The 19413-nt window shown below is 60.8% G+C and carries 26 protein-coding genes; 3 read left to right on the forward strand and 23 right to left on the reverse strand.

Annotated elements, in window-relative coordinates:
• The first annotated feature begins 66 nt into the window (after positions 1–66).
• The 3 genes from BN1137_RS03615 to BN1137_RS23015 all read left to right on the forward strand — a co-directional run bounded on the left by BN1137_RS03615 (position 67) and on the right by BN1137_RS23015 (position 2745).
• Positions 67–1701, forward strand: a complete 1635-nt coding sequence (locus BN1137_RS03615) for an ATP-dependent endonuclease (RefSeq protein ID WP_050717289.1) — start codon at positions 67–69, stop codon at positions 1699–1701.
• Positions 1702–1820: 119 nt separating this feature from the next.
• Entirely contained in the window at positions 1821–2549 is a 729-nt protein-coding gene (locus tag BN1137_RS03620; RefSeq protein ID WP_050717290.1) for a hypothetical protein, read from the forward strand.
• Positions 2550–2616: 67 nt separating this feature from the next.
• Positions 2617–2745, forward strand: a complete 129-nt coding sequence (locus BN1137_RS23015; protein ID WP_269745107.1) for a hypothetical protein — start codon at positions 2617–2619, stop codon at positions 2743–2745.
• A gap of 119 nt (positions 2746–2864) precedes the next feature.
• On the opposite strand, the gene BN1137_RS03625 is transcribed toward BN1137_RS23015, so the two are convergent.
• The 23 genes from BN1137_RS03625 to BN1137_RS03735 all read right to left on the reverse strand — a co-directional run bounded on the left by BN1137_RS03625 (position 2865) and on the right by BN1137_RS03735 (position 19223).
• Positions 2865–3491, reverse strand: a complete 627-nt coding sequence (locus BN1137_RS03625; RefSeq protein WP_050717291.1) for a tail fiber assembly protein — start codon at positions 3489–3491, stop codon at positions 2865–2867.
• 4 nt (positions 3492–3495) lie between these two features.
• Complete coding sequence (locus BN1137_RS03630) at positions 3496–4194, reverse strand: phage tail protein (RefSeq protein ID WP_050717292.1); 699 nt, start codon at positions 4192–4194, stop codon at positions 3496–3498.
• Between the two features lie 2 nt (positions 4195–4196).
• Positions 4197–4778 (reverse strand): YmfQ family protein, encoded by a 582-nt coding sequence (locus BN1137_RS03635; RefSeq protein WP_050717293.1) that lies wholly within the window; start codon positions 4776–4778, stop codon positions 4197–4199.
• Positions 4763–5830 (reverse strand): baseplate J/gp47 family protein, encoded by a 1068-nt coding sequence (locus BN1137_RS03640; protein WP_050717294.1) that lies wholly within the window; start codon positions 5828–5830, stop codon positions 4763–4765. The genes BN1137_RS03635 and BN1137_RS03640 overlap by 16 nt, the downstream gene beginning before the upstream one ends.
• Positions 5820–6272: a phage GP46 family protein gene (locus tag BN1137_RS03645; protein ID WP_050717295.1), complete on the reverse strand. Its 453-nt coding sequence runs from the start codon at positions 6270–6272 to the stop codon at positions 5820–5822. Before BN1137_RS03645 ends, BN1137_RS03640 begins: the two co-directional genes overlap by 11 nt.
• A 6-nt stretch (positions 6273–6278) precedes the next feature.
• The gene (locus BN1137_RS03650) at positions 6279–6833 is read right to left on the reverse strand and encodes a phage baseplate assembly protein V (protein ID WP_050717296.1); all 555 of its coding nucleotides are present in this window, start codon (positions 6831–6833) and stop codon (positions 6279–6281) included.
• On the reverse strand, positions 6827–7906 hold the full coding sequence (locus BN1137_RS03655) for a phage baseplate assembly protein (protein ID WP_050717297.1): 1080 nt from the start codon (positions 7904–7906) through the stop codon (positions 6827–6829). The genes BN1137_RS03650 and BN1137_RS03655 overlap by 7 nt, the downstream gene beginning before the upstream one ends.
• Positions 7899–9293, reverse strand: coding sequence for a DNA circularization protein (locus BN1137_RS03660; protein WP_050717298.1), 1395 nt, complete (start codon positions 9291–9293; stop codon positions 7899–7901). The genes BN1137_RS03655 and BN1137_RS03660 overlap by 8 nt, the downstream gene beginning before the upstream one ends.
• 25 nt (positions 9294–9318) lie before the next feature.
• Positions 9319–11118: a phage tail tape measure protein gene (locus BN1137_RS03665; protein ID WP_050717299.1), complete on the reverse strand. Its 1800-nt coding sequence runs from the start codon at positions 11116–11118 to the stop codon at positions 9319–9321.
• Between the two features lie 138 nt (positions 11119–11256).
• Positions 11257–11628: a phage tail assembly protein gene (locus tag BN1137_RS03670; RefSeq protein ID WP_050717300.1), complete on the reverse strand. Its 372-nt coding sequence runs from the start codon at positions 11626–11628 to the stop codon at positions 11257–11259.
• Positions 11629–11630: 2 nt separating this feature from the next.
• Positions 11631–11987, reverse strand: coding sequence for a phage tail tube protein (locus tag BN1137_RS03675; RefSeq protein WP_050717301.1), 357 nt, complete (start codon positions 11985–11987; stop codon positions 11631–11633).
• Positions 11988–11997: 10 nt separating this feature from the next.
• Positions 11998–13488: a phage tail sheath subtilisin-like domain-containing protein gene (locus tag BN1137_RS03680; RefSeq protein ID WP_050717302.1), complete on the reverse strand. Its 1491-nt coding sequence runs from the start codon at positions 13486–13488 to the stop codon at positions 11998–12000.
• A 2-nt stretch (positions 13489–13490) separates the two neighbouring features.
• On the reverse strand, positions 13491–13709 hold the full coding sequence (locus BN1137_RS03685; protein ID WP_050717303.1) for a DUF2635 domain-containing protein: 219 nt from the start codon (positions 13707–13709) through the stop codon (positions 13491–13493).
• A gap of 8 nt (positions 13710–13717) precedes the next feature.
• Positions 13718–14335 (reverse strand): hypothetical protein, encoded by a 618-nt coding sequence (locus tag BN1137_RS03690; RefSeq protein WP_050717304.1) that lies wholly within the window; start codon positions 14333–14335, stop codon positions 13718–13720.
• Complete coding sequence (locus tag BN1137_RS03695) at positions 14332–14889, reverse strand: phage virion morphogenesis protein (protein WP_050717305.1); 558 nt, start codon at positions 14887–14889, stop codon at positions 14332–14334. The genes BN1137_RS03690 and BN1137_RS03695 overlap by 4 nt, the downstream gene beginning before the upstream one ends.
• Positions 14889–15323, reverse strand: a complete 435-nt coding sequence (locus tag BN1137_RS03700) for a gp436 family protein (RefSeq protein WP_050717306.1) — start codon at positions 15321–15323, stop codon at positions 14889–14891. Before BN1137_RS03700 ends, BN1137_RS03695 begins: the two co-directional genes overlap by 1 nt.
• Positions 15324–15326: 3 nt before the next feature.
• Positions 15327–15584 carry a hypothetical protein gene (locus BN1137_RS03705; RefSeq protein WP_050717307.1) on the reverse strand — a complete coding sequence of 86 codons (258 nt, stop codon included), beginning with the start codon at positions 15582–15584 and terminating at the stop codon, positions 15327–15329.
• A gap of 3 nt (positions 15585–15587) precedes the next feature.
• Complete coding sequence (locus BN1137_RS03710; RefSeq protein ID WP_050717308.1) at positions 15588–16193, reverse strand: hypothetical protein; 606 nt, start codon at positions 16191–16193, stop codon at positions 15588–15590.
• A gap of 24 nt (positions 16194–16217) precedes the next feature.
• Complete coding sequence (locus BN1137_RS03715) at positions 16218–16730, reverse strand: tail needle knob protein (protein ID WP_050717309.1); 513 nt, start codon at positions 16728–16730, stop codon at positions 16218–16220.
• Positions 16731–16733: 3 nt separating this feature from the next.
• Positions 16734–16988, reverse strand: a complete 255-nt coding sequence (locus BN1137_RS03720; RefSeq protein ID WP_050717310.1) for a hypothetical protein — start codon at positions 16986–16988, stop codon at positions 16734–16736.
• Between the two features lie 9 nt (positions 16989–16997).
• Positions 16998–17261: an Acb2/Tad1 domain-containing protein gene (locus tag BN1137_RS03725; RefSeq protein ID WP_050717311.1), complete on the reverse strand. Its 264-nt coding sequence runs from the start codon at positions 17259–17261 to the stop codon at positions 16998–17000.
• A 108-nt stretch (positions 17262–17369) separates the two neighbouring features.
• Entirely contained in the window at positions 17370–18269 is a 900-nt protein-coding gene (locus tag BN1137_RS03730; RefSeq protein WP_050717312.1) for a Mu-like prophage major head subunit gpT family protein, read from the reverse strand.
• 15 nt (positions 18270–18284) lie between these two features.
• Complete coding sequence (locus BN1137_RS03735; RefSeq protein WP_050717313.1) at positions 18285–19223, reverse strand: phage protease; 939 nt, start codon at positions 19221–19223, stop codon at positions 18285–18287.
• Between the last annotated feature and the right edge of the window lie 190 nt (positions 19224–19413).

Here is a 19413-nt window from a genome sequence, read left to right on the forward strand (position 1 = left end):
CTCGATAGGATTTTCTAAGCAATTTTGCCACTATGACGCCATCAGCATGGACTTGGGTATGGCCTCATGTTTCTGGAACGTATTGAAATCAAAGGTTTTCGCGGGATAAATCGACTCTCGCTCGGGCTGGATCACACCACGGTGCTCATCGGCGAAAACGCCTGGGGCAAGTCCAGCCTGTTGCGCGCCCTCTGGTGTTTGCTGGGGGATGCCGAGCCCTATCAGTTCAGCCGTGACGACTTCCACCAACCGGAAGATCCCGAGTTGGCCCCCTCGCGCACCCTGCAACTGGTGCTCACCTTCAGCGAATACCGACCCCATATGTGCCAGCACTCGCGCCGATTGGCGCGCCTCGGCGCGGCCTGGACCCCCCATCGGGACAAGTTTCATCGCATCCACTATCGCGCCAGCGCCGAGCTGCAAGCTGACGAGAGCGTGCTGACCACCCACGACTTTCTCGACGGCATCGGCAAGAGTCTGGAGCTCGACAACAACGATGAGCTGGTGCGCCTGCTCATCACCATGAACCCGGTATTCCGGCTGCGCGATGCCCGCACCACCCGCGACGGGGTCGAGATGCTGCCATGGGGGGATCTGTCCGCGCAGCGGCTGGGGGAGTTGTCCGGCAAGTTGACGGATGAGCCCCAGCGCATCGGCGAACCCGAGTTGAAGGAGGCGCTAGAGGCGGTGCGTCAATTGATGGAGCACTACTTCAGCGCACTGGCGCCCATCAAGACCAAGCCGCGCAGCCAGCGAGAGATCGTCAACCGCCCCATGACACTGCGCAACCCAGGCAACTTGCAGAGCCTGCTGCGCGGCGCCGACAACCGGGCGCTGCAACTGGCGATGGCGGGCATGGCGGCCATGCTGCTCAATGCCCGTGGCAACCGGGAGCTAGAAGAGGGGGCCAGGCCCATCATGATCCTGGAAGATCCCGAAAGCCGATTGCACCCGACCATGCTGGCGCTGGCCTGGGGCCTGCTCGAGCAGTTGCCAGGCCAGAAGCTGCTCACTACCAATTCGGGGGACTTGCTCTCTTCCCTGCCGCTCAACCAGATCCGCCGACTGGTGCGTCGCCAGCAGGATATCCTCTGCCATCAGCTGGGCGGTGAGCGCTACAGCAGCGACGATCTGCGCAAAATTGCCTTCCATGTGCGTATCAACAGGCCCATGTCGATGTTTGCCCGCTGTTGGTTGCTGGTGGAAGGGGAGACCGAGATCTGGCTGCTCTCCGAGCTCGCCCAGATCTGCGGCTACAGCCTGCGGGCTGAAGGGGTGCGCATCATCGAGTTTGCCCAGTGTGGCCAAGCACCGCTCATCAAGGTAGCGCGTGACTTTGGCATCGAGTGGCATCTGCTCACCGACGGCGACGAGGCGGGGGCCAAGTACGCCAGCTCCGCCCGCTCCTTGCTCAAGGGCGAGCGCGAGCGAGACAGGATCACTCAGCTGCCGGCGGCCGACATCGAGCACTATCTCTATCAGAACGGCTTCGAAGCGGTATTTCGGCGCGAGGCCGGGGTCGGCGGGCGCTCGACCCTCAATGCCGGGCGCATCATCTCCAAGGCCATTCATCATCGCAGCAAACCCGGCATGGCGCTGGCGGTGGTGGAGGAGGCGGAGCGGCTCGGCGGTGAGCACATCCCGCCGGTGATCCGCCAGATGTTCGCTAAGGTGGTCGCCCTGGCGCGCGGGCAGGGCTAGATCCGGCCATTGCCGTTGCACGCGTTGGGGAAGGGGGCGAGTTTGGGTATACTCGCCCCTCTCTTTTGACTGCCGGGCGCCCCTTTGGCGCCCGCACCTTGTTTGCTGCTGGAGACCCTATGTTCGTCCAACTTCCGTTTTGGCTCTTTCCCCTGACCGGCCTGATGGCGCTGGGTGCGCTGATTGCCCTTGGGCTGGTGCTGTGGCGCGGTGATCTCTGCCCTGGCCAGCGCTCGCGCATCACCACCCAGCTGTTCTCTATTTGGGTTATCACCGGTCTCTCCCTGATGCTGGCCATCGAGGCTGGGATAAAGGGTTGGCTTGTCTGGTGCGGGGGCGCCGCGCTGATCCTGGGGATTGCCTTGTCACTGGTGCAGTCCCGCCTCGAGGGCAAGCGCGCCATTCCCGCCACCCTGCTGTGGCTGCCCGCCATGCCGCTGGCCCTCTATGGCGTGGGTCTGCTGCAGTATCAGGGTTGGCTTAGCGGCTTGCTGCAGATGGTGCTGCTGGGCTCGGCCTTCGCTCACCTGATGTTGCTGCGAGCCCGTCACCGCTTGCAGGCGTTCAACACCCTGCTGCCGGTGGCCGGGCTGGTGGCGGCCATCGCCAGTCTGCTCTGGTTTGTCGTGCTCTTGCTGCTGGCCGAGCCCGCAGCCCCTGTGCTGAGCGCCTTGCAACCCTGGATCCTGACTCAGGCCGCGCTGCTGGTCGCCTCGCTGTTGCTCTGGTTCACGCCGCTCTATCGGCAGCAGGAGACGGCCCCCGTGGTACTGTCGGTGACCCTGTGCGGGCTGCTGCTGGCCGAGATTGCCGCCAGCGGCGCCCTGGCGCAGTTGTCCCTTTCCTGAACGAGAAAATCGGGTATGGTGGCAATAGATTGAGTACCGACATCAAGAACAACAGGGATGGATGCTGATGAGAGACTGCGCTGCCAGGGATGGCTTATGGCTGCTGATGGCGCTTGCCATCAGCGGAGCGGCCAATGGCTCCGCCCGCGACGTCAAGGAGAGTGACAAGCTGGCTGTAGCCGCGCGGGCGAATTGATCACGAAGAGCTATTGAATTGATCATTGACGATCGTGATCAATTCAATAGCTCACAGGGTGGGATTAGAGATAACGAGGGGCCATAAGGCCCCTTGTTTGTATCTGGTTTAAAGGTGGGTTACAGGGGCTTTGCTGGCCAATTGATGGCATCTGGATAACTGGGCTGTTGGTCGATTTTGGAGAGCTCGACCCGATAGGCCTTCCAAGCAATGAGCTTGACCTGGTCATCATCAGACGGGTCGCTGATGATAGCAGGGTCGAGCGCATCAACCAGCACGGCGATCTCTTGGCTGGCTTCACTCATCAACGCTTGTCGCTGATAGTTGGCCTGGTCAATGAGCCATTGCCGCTCTGCGGCCGAGTCGGTTACCCATGTTTCAGTAACCGGGTCCCACACGTCAAAGCTACTTTGGGGTGCCAGCAGGGTGAAATCAGGGCTCAGAGCGCCGAGAACGGATACTTGAACTCGCTGGCGAGTCTGCTTGTTGTATGCGTATTTACCGCGATGGTCTTCGACGTATATCCAGGTTCGAGCTACGTCATCACGACAGATAGCGTAACCATCCTTGGCAAGAATGGATGGCTCATCAGCATATGCACCACCTGGGAGCCCGCATGTCGCAGAAATGTATTCATCGCGTGGGCCAGTGTATTCCATGGTTTGCATGTTGATGCAATAGCACATAAACCAGCCATTGCTGATGGCAAACCCGTCGGAATCAAGCGTGGTTCTTGGTTCGTTCATCTAGTCACCCCAGTTTTGTGATCCATAAAAATGCCATGTTTTTCACCGTCGACTCAGTACCGCCTTGAGACGCGATAATTGCGCTAAATGAAGCAGCACCACTTACAGGAACAGATCCAACATGTGCGGCGCTTGAAGCAATTGGTTGGGGAGATATCGTGCCGATTCGTCCATCAATGGAGTTGAATGTTCCAGTTGGTGCGCCGAATGTGTTTTCGAAAAAGTGGCTGTGCGCTTTGTTCTGGTCGGCTTGGTAAGACAACAGACTGCGTCCGGGATCGTGTCCTTTACCATCATCAAGCCCCCGAATGTGTAAACCGCGCATATCAGGTAATACGCCAGAGGGGTAGAGGGCGGCGAGCCTCGGATTGGCTCCCAAACTAAATGAACCACCATTGAACTTGGCATAGCCAGAAGGGACGATGGCAGAAGGCCAGGGGATAGGTGCTCCAACAGGGTAAGCGCTGAAAGCGATAGTCTGGATGGCTTTGGCCAGTTGTGTGTGATCAGCCTTGTCAGGCGTGATACCACCAAGGGTCAACACCTGCAGTAGCTCATCGGTCATCATATTGAACCATTCGCCGCCCGGTATGCTGGGCTGGTCGCCGGCGCCCCCTTCAGTGAAGTATTGGCGAGTACCAGACACCACCGGCGGGATGGCGGGTGGCGTAGTCACGCCAGAATCATTATCTAACCAATACATAGTCAGACCTCATAAACGAATTCATAGGTAAAACCGCCCAGCTTGTAGCGGGACAGAGTGCATTCCAGCAGCAGAGCAGTCTGGGTTTTCAGAGGGGTAAGTACGTTGTCAGTGACTCGAAAGCGGCCATCAGGCAGACCGTAGACGATTACCTCCAGGGTGTGACGCCAGCGATTGGGCCAGATGGGATAGAGCACGTTGCGCAGCACGTGGTGGGGGAAATGCTCCCGCACCTCGACCACGAAGCCAAGCGCAAGCGCGAGAGCTTCTATCTGCCAGGTCTGTAAGCCTCCCTTGCGGTGGTACTTCTCGACCACGGCCGCGCGGCGGCTCTCGAACGTCTGGTTGGGCACGTTGCACTCTGGCAGACCGAGGTATTGCTCCCAGTCTGGCAGCAGTTGCACCGTCGTTTCCGGGCGCATTTCCAGTAACAACTGATCGGCAGAGAGCTCGGCATCCGTCAGGCGCTTGGCAAAGCCGAGGACATACTTCGCCAAATCTGACTCAGGATCCCGTGGCCAGGCGCGGCCACGTGGCATCTGTTGCAGCAGGACTTCATGCCACTGCTCTACAGAGTGGGCCATGTGATGCTCCCGATGACATTCAATTCATTTGACGCGGCAGGAACGTCAGCAGCCAGGTTCAAGGTGTAGTTATTGACTCCTGCAGCAGATCCAATGGCGGTGCGGACTTTGGAAAGTAGCAAGGTCTGACCGGGGGCCAGGGTATTCTGATAGCCACGCAGATTGGCAGTGATCCCGGCCCGTACATCGGAATTGTCCGGGATGGGGGTGATAGTTAGAGGAGTACTCTTCAGCGTCAGGCCAATGTCTACCGGCTCGATGCCACCTGGGCGACCGACATCGACGCCCGTGGCCGGATCGGCGTGACGGAACAGGTAGTCCTGCATACCGGACTGGTCGGTGGGTGTGGGCAAGATATTAACCCGTTCATCATAAACCCAGGCTATCCCTACAGTGCTGCCACCATGCCAAGCGTCATAGCACCAGGCGCGGGTCACTCCTGCCACCTCTCTCATCCAGGCCACATAGTCATGAACCGCGCCACCTAGGGGCGGGTTGCGCTTACGGAATAGCAGTCGCTCCAACACCTGAGCAATCGGCTCAATGTCCGCACCACCGCTGATGTCGCCGCTGGTGCCGTTGGATTGCAGACCTGGTACCGGCGTAACCAGGGTGAGCTGCTCGCCGGCGGCCAGGTTACCAGCGGCGCCTACTTCGATGGCCTGCACCTGCACGGCCACTGTAGCGCCACTGGGGCTGGCACTGGAGGTGACGGCGTACTGGCGGCCATCCTTGTGCTGCAGCACGGTACCGACCGGTGCCGGCACGGTTCCATTGAGGGTGGCGGGGCCGGCGGCATAGGTCGCTTGCTTACGGATTACCCCTTCATACTGGGCCAGCTCGATGATGGTTTGGTCGTCTGATTCAGTCGTCGGAATGATCTGGCGTACGATCCACATTTGGTGGTCGTAAAGGTCGCGTTGGCTAGCTGACACCGCCACATTGAGGGCCTGCTCGATACCGAACTTTGGTAGCACGGTGCTGAGGCTGGATTCGATATCCAGCTGGCCACTGGCAGTAATCTGACGCAGTGTCGGGACGCTATACGGCATTGGCCTGTGCCTCCCAGCGCTGCTTGATGGTCAAGGTCATGGTGCTCTCGTCGGGACGGGTAATGGCAATGTCGAGCTGGAGCCACTGGAACTGGGGGATGGAGCCGGTGACGACGAGCTGTTTGGCGTAATCGGGCTTTAAATGGCGATCGAGGGCGGTTTGTGCATAGGTCACTGCCTTGTTGCGCACGTCGGTGGTGAGCTTGGATCGCTCCAACAGCCAGAGCTTGCTGCCACAAGGCTGGTCGGCGAAGGTGTCGCCAATCCAGCCACGACGATCGCCGCTGGCGTCGGGCAGTTCGTCCGACTCATCGGCGCGGGCATCGGTAAACAGCACCTGCAGCACCAGAGTCTCCAGCCCGTCATCCTGACGCAAACCGGCCGAGGTGATCTCGATATCCCCTCGGCCGGTTTCGTTGTTCCAGATGATGGCTGTGGTCATCGCCCCTCACACTGGGGGAGATGTTTGGCCTCCACCCGGTAGATCATGCTTATGATCCAGGAACGACTTGCCATTGATGATCACATCGGCATCGGTGGTGATGTTCAATGTAACGTGCAAAGCGCCCTGAATCTCGTTATCAGGGCTTATCGTGGTGGTTTTGGTTTCGACTTGTGTAATGACGGTTTTCGCTTGGCTGGCGATCTCGCCATCCTTGCGCAGGATGATGCGGTGACCTTCCAGATGGTATAGGCAGTTATCGCCCGCCTCCAGATCTTTTGGCCGCGCCGTCTTGTCTTCCACTACGATGGCGACCATCCCGGCACGAGCGCCACCGATGCCCAGCACAATGGCCTCAGACCCTTCTGGCGGTACGCTGCTGCGGCCGTAGTTCTGGAAGCGTTCCACGTCGTCGGCGCCTTCATCGGCCAACACCTTGAGCTGCAGGTTCTGGCGCTGCAGGGCATCATTCACCCAGGTGACAATGGCGCGATCGGCAATAAGGCGGCACCGGCGCTTGATGGGCTCCACAATTTTCATCACATCGCGGATGGTTACCATGTGGTCACCTCCTTGGTCTGTTTCTTGACTACCTCGGCCGGGATCAGCATCGCCTCCCTGGGCATCAGGTTGATGATGGCCTCACGGCCTCCCTTTTCGTCCTCCATCAGGCTGACGGTAACAATGAGCCAACGCTCGTCTAGCCCCTGGATCTCGTCCTTGATGGGGCACATGCGGTTGATGCGCCAGAGCGCTCCGCTATCTCCCTTCAACCCTTGAATGCGCCAGCCGGCCACGGTGATCTCGGTTTGAGTGCCTTCGCCGATGCTGCGCTGCTTCTGCCACTGGCCGCGCTTGCTGGCACCGGCCACTGTGGTGACGTCCTCGGCGATGATGATGCGGGGGCGGTAGCGAGTGACGGCTGGATCGGTAACTGTCGCCTTCTGGCCGCCGAGGGTGGCCGGCGCCGTGTTGTCCCAGGTCGATCCGCCGCCGTAGCTGGAGCCCTTCACAATCCATTCAGAGGCCCGATCCCGCATGCTGAAGTTGCCCCGGGCGGCCAGGATGTTTTCGCCCAGGATGAGGCTGGCGCCCATGTCCTGATCGCTGGCCTGGGTCAGCACCAGCTCGCCCTTTTCGTTGGTGGTCAGCAACACGGCCCGTTGCTTGGCCAGGCGGTCAAGCAGCTCGAAACAACTCTCGCCCTGCTCGATGGTGACGCGGGGAAAGGCATCCCCCAGATCGCACTCCACCACCACCTCGATCTTGAACGGGGCGCTGATATCCTTGGCGACCCGATCCAGGGTCACGTTCTGCCACTGGCCGCTCTTGTAGATGGCCGAGCAGTCCACCAGATCGCTGGTCTTGCTGCGGCCGCTCACCACCCACTCCACCTCGCGGGCATCGTAGCTGGGGATGAAGTCATCGATATACCCGGTCAGCACCAGGTCGCTGCCGATGGAGACGGTGCAGGCGCTGAGGGGCTTGATGACCATGGCCTTGGCATCTTCCCATTTGCGGGTCAGGCGCAGTTCGAAGTCGCCGGCGATATCGCGCAGGCTGCGGGTGATGCGCACCTTCTGCCAGCCGGTATAGAGCTGGCCATCGACGCGCAGGGTAATGGGTTCAGCCATCAATCACCTCCACCTTGGTGGTGGGTGTGATGAAGGCGGGATCACGCAGGTTGTTGCTGCTGACCAGCCGATCCCGGTATTCAGTGTTGCCGTACTCCTGCCAGGCGAGCAGCGCGGATGGGGTCGTGATAGCCAGCACCAGGGCACGACGACGCGGCAGCTGCGCAGCCCGCTCGCGGCTGTCATTCAGTACGGCCAGACGCAGATCCCGCAGGGCGCGCCACACCGAGCTCTCATCTGCTTCGACCGCCTCCATGGCCAGCTCGGCGAGACGGGCCGCCAGCTTGTTGGCGATGGCCTCCAGGTCATCGGCGGTCAGCAGCAGGTTGCGGTCAGCGCCCACCACACCATCCATCACCACCGGGCGGCTCAGCGGGTTGTTGACCTGGTCGCCGGTCAGCGACTTGCCGATGGTGACGGCGTCGGCGGGATCAGCAGTAAAGGCGCGATCCGTGCCCAGGTTGGTGCTGGCCAGGGCGCTGGCGGCCGACGCGGCGGTAGCCCGGTCGATTAACCTGGTAAAGGCTTCTCCGTTGGCCAGGGCTGCGGTCTGCTCGGTCGGGGTATCGATGGTTGGCACTGACGAAGCGGTACCTGTGGTGACGTCGCTGAGGATGCCACTCGGCAGACCGCCGGTGATGGCAAGCTCGGCCCGCATCCCTTCCCAGCGGCGACTCACCTGGTCATAGACAGAGAGCGCCCGGATGGGGTCCGTCACCACGCCCTTGATGTCTTCGACGATGCCGGTCACCTCCCTGGCCAGCTCGCCCGGATAAGCCAGCAGCGAACCGACGCTGTCTTTGGTGCGAAGCAGGCGATCGGTCCATTCACGGAACTGGTCAGGCAGGGTCGGCAGCCCTCGCGTGAGTTCGTCCAGGTCATCCAGGAAGGTATCAACCATGGGGCCCATGTTGTCGAGGCCGGTGATGAACTGATCGAGGAAGGATTGCTCGGTGGCAGCCTGGGCCACGCCGGCGGCATTGCCCATGGTGGCCGCAGTATCGACGGCAGCACTGGGGAACAGGTTGGTGCCTGCCTCCCATACAGTGAAGGTGACATAGGCCGCGCCGTCTTCGTCATTGTCGAGACGGTGGCTGACTTCGCCGACCTGTACGGTGCGCACACCCCACCAGGGATGGATCATCTCGCAGGTGCCGGGTTGGTTCAGGGCAGCGAGCAGGGCGCGCAGATCTTCCAGGTAATTACGGCCCACCACCTTGCCGGTGATCTGTTCGTTGGTCAGCACGGCGCCGTTGTCTTCGGTCCAGCCGTTCTCGCGCTTGGGGTATTCGCGAGGGATGGCGCGGCGGCCACCCTTGCCATCGACCGTGTTCAGCAGAAACTCAACGCCCCGGATCGAGGCGGTCAAACGATCTATAAAGCTCATTCATCCCTCCGTTAAAGGACCGCCATCAAGGCATCAAAGATGGGCCGGTATCGACGTTCACCTTGAGCCCAGGGGCGGCATCGCGGGTGCGCACGGTAATGCGATCATCGCTGACCTTGATATCGAGGGAGGCAGCCAGGTTGTCAGGACGAGGGGAGGCCTGCACATCGCGAGTGAAGAAGGCCTGCATCTCATCGAAGACATCGAGCAGGCCTGGAGCAGGTGTGAGGCCATTCGTATCGAGATTCAGCAGACCATTGCCCTTCGCGGCCAGCTCTTTCTTGCGATCTTCAGCCCTGGACCAGAATGGAAGGCCGCCCAGCTCAGGGATCAGGGACACACCATAGAGAACAGTCCCAGCTGCAACCAGATTTTGGACGTTCAAGGTAGTATTTTTACCAGGCTGATTGCCGGTAGGATTCATCGCACCATCCGCATTGAAACCGCCGCCTGGCATGTTCACCACGTAGACTGGGGTCGCACCCAGATCTGCCATGGCGTCGCCCAAGCCGCCGGCACCGCCACCCTTGCTCGGCTTAGCTGCATCCCAGATTCCCTTGGTCCATTTGATGGCATCCACCCCCTTCTTGACGGCCACCAGGCCGCCCACTACCAGGGCGATATTCTTGCCGGTCTCCAGCCAGCTCTGGACTGCATCCGGTTCCAGGCTGTTAATGGCCTCGGCCAGTTCTGCGATCGGGCCTGCCAGTTGCTGGTTGGCAAACTGGTTCCAACTATTGCTGATCAACTGCAGGCTGCCGGCGAAGTCATTGGCGGCCACAGAGGCATCGTTCAGAGTGGTGGTACCGTCTCCAGCGACACTAAGGAACTCGTCGAACGCCTTGACGTCACCGGACTGGACGAACTCGGCGATCACCGGCTTGAGGGCCCGCTTGGCTTCGTCGGTCAGATTCATTCCTGCCAGATTGGTGGAGAGCCCTTTGGACTTGGTGACTATCTCCTCGATCAGCACCGGCAGGGAGCGCATCACTTCCTTGCCCTGCTTGAGTTGCTCCGGGTCAAACACGTCGATGTTGCCTAACTGTTTGAGTTTCTTGACGGTCTCCGGCCGCGTGATATCCCGGATGATGGATTCAAAGGCGGTGACCGCCTCGGCATCCGAGCCCACGCCCTGGCGGATGATCTGCAGGGCGGCGCCCAGTTCGGTGACTGCACTTGTACCTTGGCGCCCGGTGGCCGCATAGGCTGCGAAGATCTTGGGCCCCTCTTTGGCCATGCTGGCCAGGGTGAACGCTCCGCTCTTGCCCTGCAGGTTGAGGGTATCGATGGCGCGCATAGCCGCTTCGCTGGAGTCGATGGCGAGCTTCTTGAACTCGGTGAAGATACCGCCGACCTCCAGACCGCCGGCACCGGTAGCCTGGATCACGGCGGCGATATTGGGCAGGTTGCTGATGGCGTAATCGAGATCGCCGGTCTTGGTCAGGATCTCTTCCACCGCTGCTGTTGCCTCGGTGGGGTCGATGCGGATGCCCTTGAGATTGGATACCCGCTGGATCTCGTCATAGAGCTCGGCTGACTTCTCGCGGCTGATATCGGCAGCGATGGCGATGCGAGAAATCCGGCGGTCGAGTTGGGAGTAACCACGAATCGCCGCGCCACCTGCCAAGGTCGCCCCCAGGGCGACGTAACGGCTGCCCACCGAGTCGATCCCCCGGCCAGCTGCATCCAAAGACATCTTGGTCAGGTTCATGGCACGCTGATTATTGGCCGCAAACTGGCTCATGCTCTGACTATATTGCCGCGACTTGGTCGCCAGATTGCCGGCCAAGTTGATGACAATATCGGTGACGAGTTGCTTGGCCATATTATTTCCTATTTATTTCTCGGCGTGATGGCTTGCTTTAATTGGTCAAAGCGGCGCAGCAAGTGGCGTATTGGTAAATATTTCAGCTCGGTTGAAGGAATATATTTGCTCATCGCCAACATTATCCCCATGACCGGTTCAACCAGCTGATTTAGATCGCCCCCGCTCGGCCAGCGCCTCGGCCAGCACCATATCTAACTCTTGAGCCTTGGCCTGCAGCAGGCCGAAATCATCCACATGCAATTTCCTGATCATGTTGATGGTGAGCGGGCCTTTTATCTGCCCGATATATTCCACCTGGCGGCAGAGCAGGTTCAGGCCATAGAGCACATCGCTGGTATAGGCAACGGCCTTGCCGTTCTGCACCACCACCTTTTCGGCGGCAAGCTGCGCATCAATCAGGTCGGCGGCGGTCAGCTCTCGCAGGCCGACTTCACGATAGAGGAGGGTTTCCCCCTCCTCAGTCGTGCCCGTGATGCCATGTTCAAGCTCAAAGGTCGTCAGTGCCATCGTCAGATCCTCACCACCCGATCACCGATAAAGGTGGCGGCGATGTCGCCACTCTCTTCCCGCAGGGTGGCCGGCTCGCCAACGGCGGCACCGGTCATCATGTAGCTGACACCGTTATCGCCATCCCAGACCATAGCGGCGTTCTCGATGGCGTTGATGGTCATCACATCCACGTCTTCATCTGCGGCGATGACGACCTCGATGCTGGGGGCGGCAAAGCGCCTGCTCACGCCTCGCACCCGGCCACCGCCGGTATGCTGGGTGCGGGTAAAGCCGCCGGGGTTGAGCACGGCACCGGTCTTGGTTTTCAGTTCTTGGCCATTGGCACGGATGATGACTTCACCCAGGACTTGTCCCATGGGGCGCTCCTTACAGTTTGAATTGGATCAGGGCCGCGAACACACGCAGCTGGTTGACGACGTCCGGGTGGCACACGCAGTTGAGGCGGTTGCGATCGGCGGTGTCGCGGTAGACCTCCAGGGTCTCCTTGAACAGGTCGTAGTTCTCCATCAGGCCGGCAGTGACCCAATCCAGCGCCACTTCCAGAATGGCTTCGCGCATGAGCTTGGGGGTGACGATGGGCTGCGCCGGGTCGATCTGGCTCAGCACGTTGTCATCGGCCAGCTTGTGGCGCGGGAAACGGTTGGTGACCATAACCTTGATGTCATAACGGATCTTGCCAAGGGTGGCCGGGGTAGTGATGTCCAGGTAGCTCGGATCCGGGTCGCCGTAGGCGTTCTCCTGGTACATGGAGATCTCGCGCTCAATGGCCACCACGTCGCCAGGCTGGATCTGGCAGGTAGCGATACCGGATTTGAGCAGGTTGTTGCGCTCGTCGAAGGCAAAGCGATCGGCCTTGGCCGGCGGCAGGATGCCGGGCAGCACCAGGGTCTGCAGCGGGCGCGCCGGATCGATGGCCAGGTAGTAGGACGCGATGCCCGCATAGCTGGCGGCGAACTCCCAGGAGGGGCTGGGGGATTTGCTGGTGCCCAGGCAGGAGATCAGGAAGTCGTTACGCCCCTCGCCGAAGGTGATGGTTTCGCCGTAGGTGCCCCGGAATGCAGCATAGGCGATGGCCTCACTCATCTTGAGCGGGCCCCAACGCTCCAGCAGCTCATCGCGCAGAGTATTGAGGCTGGCAGTATCGGTGAACGGCATCATCATGTGGTTGAACCACTCATCCGGCATGGCGGCGATGACCGCGCTCATATCGGGCGAACCAGAGCCACCGGTCATGGCCACGGTGGTGATGGTGATACCCGGCGGCAGCTGCTCGCCCGCGTAGTAGTTGAAGCGCAGATCGATGTCGTTGCCGGTCAGCCCCTTCCACTTGGCGGTGATGTTGACCTTAGCGGTATCGGTGCCATCCACGGCGGCAGTCACCGGCAGGTTCTTGGCGGCGGTGATCGCGGCGGCCACGTTGGTGGCCACGTTGGCAGCCGTGGCAGCAGCGGCCACCCCCACCTGCAGCGCCTGGCCGGCGATCAGCAGGTAGAGGGTACCGGCCTGGGTCGCGGGGCCTGCGAAGGTGAACGAGCCCACGGCCGCCGCGCCGGCGGTGAGATCACCGATGGGCAGGGCGAAGGTGCGGGTGTAGCTGTTGGCCTTGCGGTAGCGCTTGGCAGCCAGCGCCATCATGGAGCCGACGCCGAACAAGCTATCGATGGCCGACTCGCTGACCGGCACCTCGACCACGTTGAGCGGGGTGGCGGTACCGGCATCGGGGCCAGCGTTGAGCATCTTACCGAACAGCATCACCTGCTGGTCCTGGGCGATGTTGCCGCTCAGCGCCTGACTGTTGTCGATCTTGATGTAGACGAGCGGCACGCGCACGTCATTGGGGATGGATCCGAGGACCATGGTCACTTCTCCGTCTTCTTGTTGGGGGCCTTGCTGGCCGGTTTCACGTCTTCTTGGTCAGCCTGCGCGGCTTGCGCTTCCTCGACAGGAAGCACATCGCCATCTTTGATGCGACGTAACCAGAAGCTGTTGCGCGATACGGTTTCACCCGCCTCGGCCAGCTTGCTGCCATCGGGCTTCTTCACGGTCAGCCCGGGTTTGGGTTTCAGGGTCAGCTCCACGTTCTCTCCTAGGGGGTTGGGCCGGGCAGGTTGATATCCGCTTCGCACACAGGCGCGCCATCGCCCTGCTTGGCCTGCCAGTTGAAGTGCAGGAAGTCGTCCAGGGTGGCCGGGTCGATGGGGTCATCCAGCGGCCAGTCCTGGCGCCAGGTGACGGCCCAGATGGCCAAGCCTTTCTTGTCGGTCTTGATGGTGTAGAGGTTCTGCATCGAGACCGCTTCGGGTGCCTTGGCCGCGCCCGTGCCCGTCCAGTTGCCTTTGAGCATCAGCGCCTTGGCCAGGCGGCCTGCGATCACCTCGGCGCGCTGGTCCTTGGCGTAGGCCCACATGTCGGCGCAGAACACATAGGCTGCAAATTCGATGGTGCCGATCAGGGTATTACCCTGGTTCTCCATTTTAGGAACCCGCAAGGCGGCGATGCGCACCCCGCCATCCTTGTCGCTCATCCAGCGGCCGAGCTCTTCGGCCTTGTCGAATTGACCGATATGACGTTCGACCAGTTGCACCCGATCAACCAAGCGATCGGCGCCGGGGCCCGTCGCTTCCAGGTAAGGCTTGAGATACTGCACCACCGCCTCACAGGCGGAGACGGTGCTGCCGATGGTGCCGAAATCCGGGCGGCTCATAGGCCTGCCTCCTTCATCACGTCTTGCCAGAAGTCGCCGATCACGGCGAGCAACTCGGTCTGGTTGTCATTGGAAAGCCCCAGGTAGGGGCGCTCTGGCATCTCCATCTGGCGGGTGAAAGCCCCCACCGACGAATAGACCGGGAACTTGAGCGCCTTGCCGAACGCCTGAGTGATGCGGCGGATATGGGCCGGCACCTGCACCGAGCCGCTGAACCCGTCCTGGTGCACGCCGGCATAGGCCAGGGCCGACCCCACCCGCACGCTGTTGCGCTGCACCTGGTACTCGATGCTGTCGAGCAGCGCGCCTTCTCCCTGCAGCAGCGACTGGTTGCCGTGGCGGGTCTTCTGGTAGGCCGTAGACCAGGGCGTCCAGGAACTGCCATCGGGTGCTGTCTTCTCGTCGCTGATGCGGCGCCGGGTCTGGCTCTCTACCACGGCGCCAAGGCTCTCCAGCAGCTCGGCCTTGTGATCGCTGCGCCCCAGGGTATCTAGCAGGCGCTGATAAGCCGCGAGCTCGGGCCCCTGGGTGTGGACCTCGACCGAGACGGCCATCAAAGCACCCCTTTCAGGCTGTTGCGGGTGAAGAGGCGCTCGTTCTCCTGCACCAGCTCCACCTTGCCAACAACGCCTTCTGGCGGTTGTTCTGGCGTGGGCAGCCCCAGATCCAGCTTGCCGGAGGCGATCTCTTTCAGCTTCGTGATGGCGCGGTCATAGCGGTCCTGCAGCAGGTCGGTGACCTGGTTGTCCCGATCCCCGAGCCAGTAGAAGGCGATGACCACGGCCTGACGTTTGAGCAGGTCAGGCACCTCCGGCAGCGGCAGCACATAGCGACGCGACAGGTAGCCGTTGATCTCGTCGTCGGCCGTTCCCAACGCCTCATCGATCCAGGTGTCGTTGAGGGTGTCGGTAGAGCGATCGAGGGCGAGGTTGTAAAGCATGCTCCCGTCCCTCGTCTCCAGATCCTGTTTCGTCGCGTAGATGGCCATGGCTTATACCTTGATGTAACTGCCAACCAAGGCAGCGCCAGAGGTGGTCGCTGCTGCGGCCAGCAGGCAACCCGCTGCCTGTTCGAGAAGCTTTTGCACCTCGTGGTCGGCACTACCACCGAGCTCTTTTACCAAAGGCGCCAGGTCATGCTGGATCTGGTTAATCAGGCCGTTGGTGGTCGTCATCAGCTGGTCAATCTTGACCAGTTTGGCGGGCGGCAGCGCAATGCCTGCCAGTTGTTCTTCGATTGGGGTTGTCATCCGTTACTCCTTGATCACTTCGCTGCCGAGTACCACGGTCAGCCACTGGTCGCTATGAACGCGGCGGGCTTCTTCCAGGGTCAGGTAGCAGCACACCACACTGCAGTCGTGATCCGCCGGCACGTCGGCCTTGCTGTTCACCACGAACACCCGCGTCGGGCTGGAGTGGAGGAACTGCACGCCGCAGCGCCAGAAGCCAGCCGGCGACTTGGCCTTGACGTCGAACTGGCCGAGCAGCCAGTCGGACTGGTTTGCCTCGACACCCAGGATCAAGGTGGCGGCGGAGGCATCTATCCCCTCCAGGGTGAGACCTTCCTCATTCACACCTGCAGGCAACTGCTCGGCGGTGAGCACGTCGGAACTCAGGTTCGCCCCGGGTTCGTTCGATGCACCGATGGCGTTGGCCGCGCCCTGGTCATCACCTTGCCCTTCGGCGGCTTTCGCTTCCGCTTCCAGGCGGGCGGCTTCGGCCTCCGGGTCTACCAGCACTTCACCGTCTTTCTTCGGTTCGGATTGCGCTTGTACCAGGTCGGTACCTGCGCCCACTGCCGCAGCTGCCAGCTGCTCGCTTTTGTTGTCACCCAAGGTTTTCACTTTCTTACCAGCCATCTTCAATGCTCCTTTAAACGGGGGTTAAACCGGCGTAATGACGGTCTCGGTAGTGATCTGCTCGGCGATGATCTGGACGGCGGTCACCGTGAAGGGAGCCCCGTTGCTGCGGATCACCGGCTTGGTGCCGTTGGTGGCGATGTTGCCGTTCTTGTCGATGCTGAAGAACGTGGCCAGGGTGAGATCATCTACCGTCACCGCCGAGTCACGGCTTTGCACCAGGCGGTTGCCGTTGGTACCCACGAAGTCGAGCTGCATGGAGCGGTTGTTGCCGCCGGTCCAGGTACCGCGCAGGTTCAACTTGAACGCCACGCTGGCGTTGTCGTTGTAGACGTTCAGCTTGTTGCTGGTCGTGTTGAAGAACGGGGCCAGGGTGCCGCTGGTCGGGGCCACCAGTGCATTAAGCCAAGCCACCAGGTCGATATCGGTGTTGGCCACCAGCGAGGCGCCGGTCAGTGCAGCCCAAAACACCTCGCTCTTCTTGCGAGCAGGCAGGGGCATGACAGGCCCCGGAATGAAGTTGTCACCGAACGGCATGGGTTATCCCTCCACCACAACCAGCGGACCGCCAGGCTGACTCTTCGCACGTGCATAGACGTTCTGGGCCGGGTTAAAGCTCCAGCTCACAGACTTGCCTCGCTCCAGCGTCAAGCCCACCATCTCGGTGGGAGCTGGCAATGCGGCGCCGACGCGGTAGATAACAAGCTGGCCGGTCTGGTTCTCCATGGTGCCGCTGACGGCGCTGGAGACCAGCACCCAGGCGGTCGTGGTCAGGGTCTTGATACTGGTGGCCATGGTGTTCCCTTAGAAGCTGTTCGGTTGGGCAACAGCCCGCACCAGCCACATCTGGCCGGATTGCAGCAGGCGCTGAGCTTCATCGATAGCCAGCATGGGCTCGGTCACAGTGCTGTGCGGCACCTCCGGCTCGGGCTGGCTGGCAACATGAGCCCGCACCCTGGTCAGCAGGGATCGCAACTGTTCTCCGTTGGCCTTGATATCGTTCATCAGATCGATCTCGGCCTGGCTCAGCTCGCGATAGCCGGCAATCTTGCGATGTTGGTTGTCCATCTCGCTGTCCTGGTAATGGCCTGGGCCTCGACGCTTTGAAGCTCCACCCTGGCCGGGTGAATAAATGCCTGGGCTTCATCGCCATGAAGCTCTGCCCAGGCCTGGGGGTTACACGATGTAGGGGGTGACCACCAACTTGACGCGCTCGTAGTTGGTGTTGCTGCCACCGTTATCGAGCAGCTGACGCTTGAGGATGGCCTCGGCGGCGGCACGGTTACCCGGGCCCACGATCAGCACACGCCCCATGGTTCCGATGGGGGTTCCATCCGTTTTTTTCATGCTGGCCAGCCGGTCATAGGCGGCTTCGAAGTTGGTAACCGAGAGCGCGGCCTTGGAGCCAATGGCGGTCTGCGGGAAGCCGAAGCCATAGCCGTGACGACCATCCACCCCTTGGGCGACCATGTTGTTGAACCAGGCGTATTCGCTAGTTGCCCCGACGAACTCAAGGGCCATCGGGCGCCGTTCCTGGAAGATGATCGGCTTGAGGATCTGCATGTCGTCGATCAGGAACCAGGGCGAACCGGTATCGGTGCTCGGGTCGCCGATGACGTTGGAGAAGGTGGTAGCCGGAGTCGATTCGACCGGGTGGTCGGTATCGAAGAAGTTCTGGCCGTCGTAACAGAGGGTGGTAAATCCTGCGACCAGAAGGCCAAATGAATTCTTGTCCGGGAACAGGCCGACTTCACGCCCCCAGCCACGGGAGGTAATAGAGTATTTGCCGATCTTGTCGTCTTCCAGATCTTCACGCTTGATCTTGATGGACGCTTCGAAAGTTTTGTTGGGGATGGCGTAGCCGTGGGAACCCAGCACTTTGAGCATGCGATCACCGGTCCACTCCACCAGGCCTGGCAAATCTTTGAGCCAGCCATAAAACTCGCTGGAGCCAGAACTGGGGACTTGACTGGCAACAAGGGGCCATTGCGGTTCGACGGTATTGAGCCCTTCGACAAAGGCGGAATTAGCGCCGACGGTCAGGGCTTCAATAATCTGCGCTTCAGTAAAAGCCATGGTCAGACTCTCCGATTAATAGGTGGGTTTGTGGTGGCGGTTAGCCAACCAGGTTTCGGGTTTGACGCCCATGGCACGACACAGCGCCAGCTCGTCTTTGCTGAGCTTGCCGTCTTGCTGGTGCTCCTGGCCATTGACCTTGTTGTCATCGGCAATGACCGGGGCGCGAGAACACCAGGCGGTGAACTGTTCGCGACCGGCTTCGGTCTGACAGAGGCCGACATACATCGCTTTATCAGCCGGGGCGACCTTGCCTTCGGTGATGGCTGCATCGACCAGGGAATCGATCTTGCCCTTCTCGATGTCGGCCAATTTGGTCTCCAGCTCCTGGGTGCGGTTCAGGGCCAGTTGGTGGGTCGCAGCAGGGACGAACTTGGTCGGGTCCTGCTGGGCATTCAGTGCCACCTGGTGTTGTACCTGCATGGCATTGATGGCCGTCACGACCTGTTCTGCGGTGGCATCCTCTGCCAGGCCCAGTTTTTGGGTCACGATAAGGGGCAATTTCACAGGGTTATCCTCTTGATTGTTGAGGGCGGGGACGTTCAGATTTGGTTTGTTGGTAAGGCCGGCGCTGGACATCGCCACCACCCGACCGTCAACAGGGGAGTAATCGAACGCCGGCGAATAGAAGCCAAACTTCTTGCCTTCAATCAGCTCGTTTCCTTCGGCGTTCCATTCCACTCGGGCCCAGACTTCGCCAGCGCGATTCTGCAGTTCGACGATCCAACCGACAGCTTCGGTGTTGCCTTCGCGGGTTTCGGTGGCGTGCTCAACGTCGAACGGCAGTTTCATATCGAAGGACGCGACCATTCCATCAGGGTCTGAATTATTCCAACTGCGACCATCACGACCAGAGAACAGGCCGGCCGGTATCATCGGCAGCCAACTGCTCTGGTCTTCTGCCACCATGCGGGACATGTCGAAACAGATGGCCTTATGGATACGTTGGTGCATGACTCGCTCCGTCACATAACAACCTCCCGCCAGGTGGCTGAGTGGGTTGAATGAAGTAATTGGGACGAGTCGATGATGGCGGCGCGGGGCGGCCTGGGTGTAATGACGGTTTTCGCTTTGAAACAGGGAAGGTCTGGGGGTGGGAGATCGCCGGCGAGAGGGTGGCGATGTTCTGAACAGGGAGGTGATG

The organism is Aeromonas tecta (assembly GCF_000820185.1).
Classification (GTDB): Bacteria; Pseudomonadota; Gammaproteobacteria; order Enterobacterales; family Aeromonadaceae; genus Aeromonas; species Aeromonas tecta.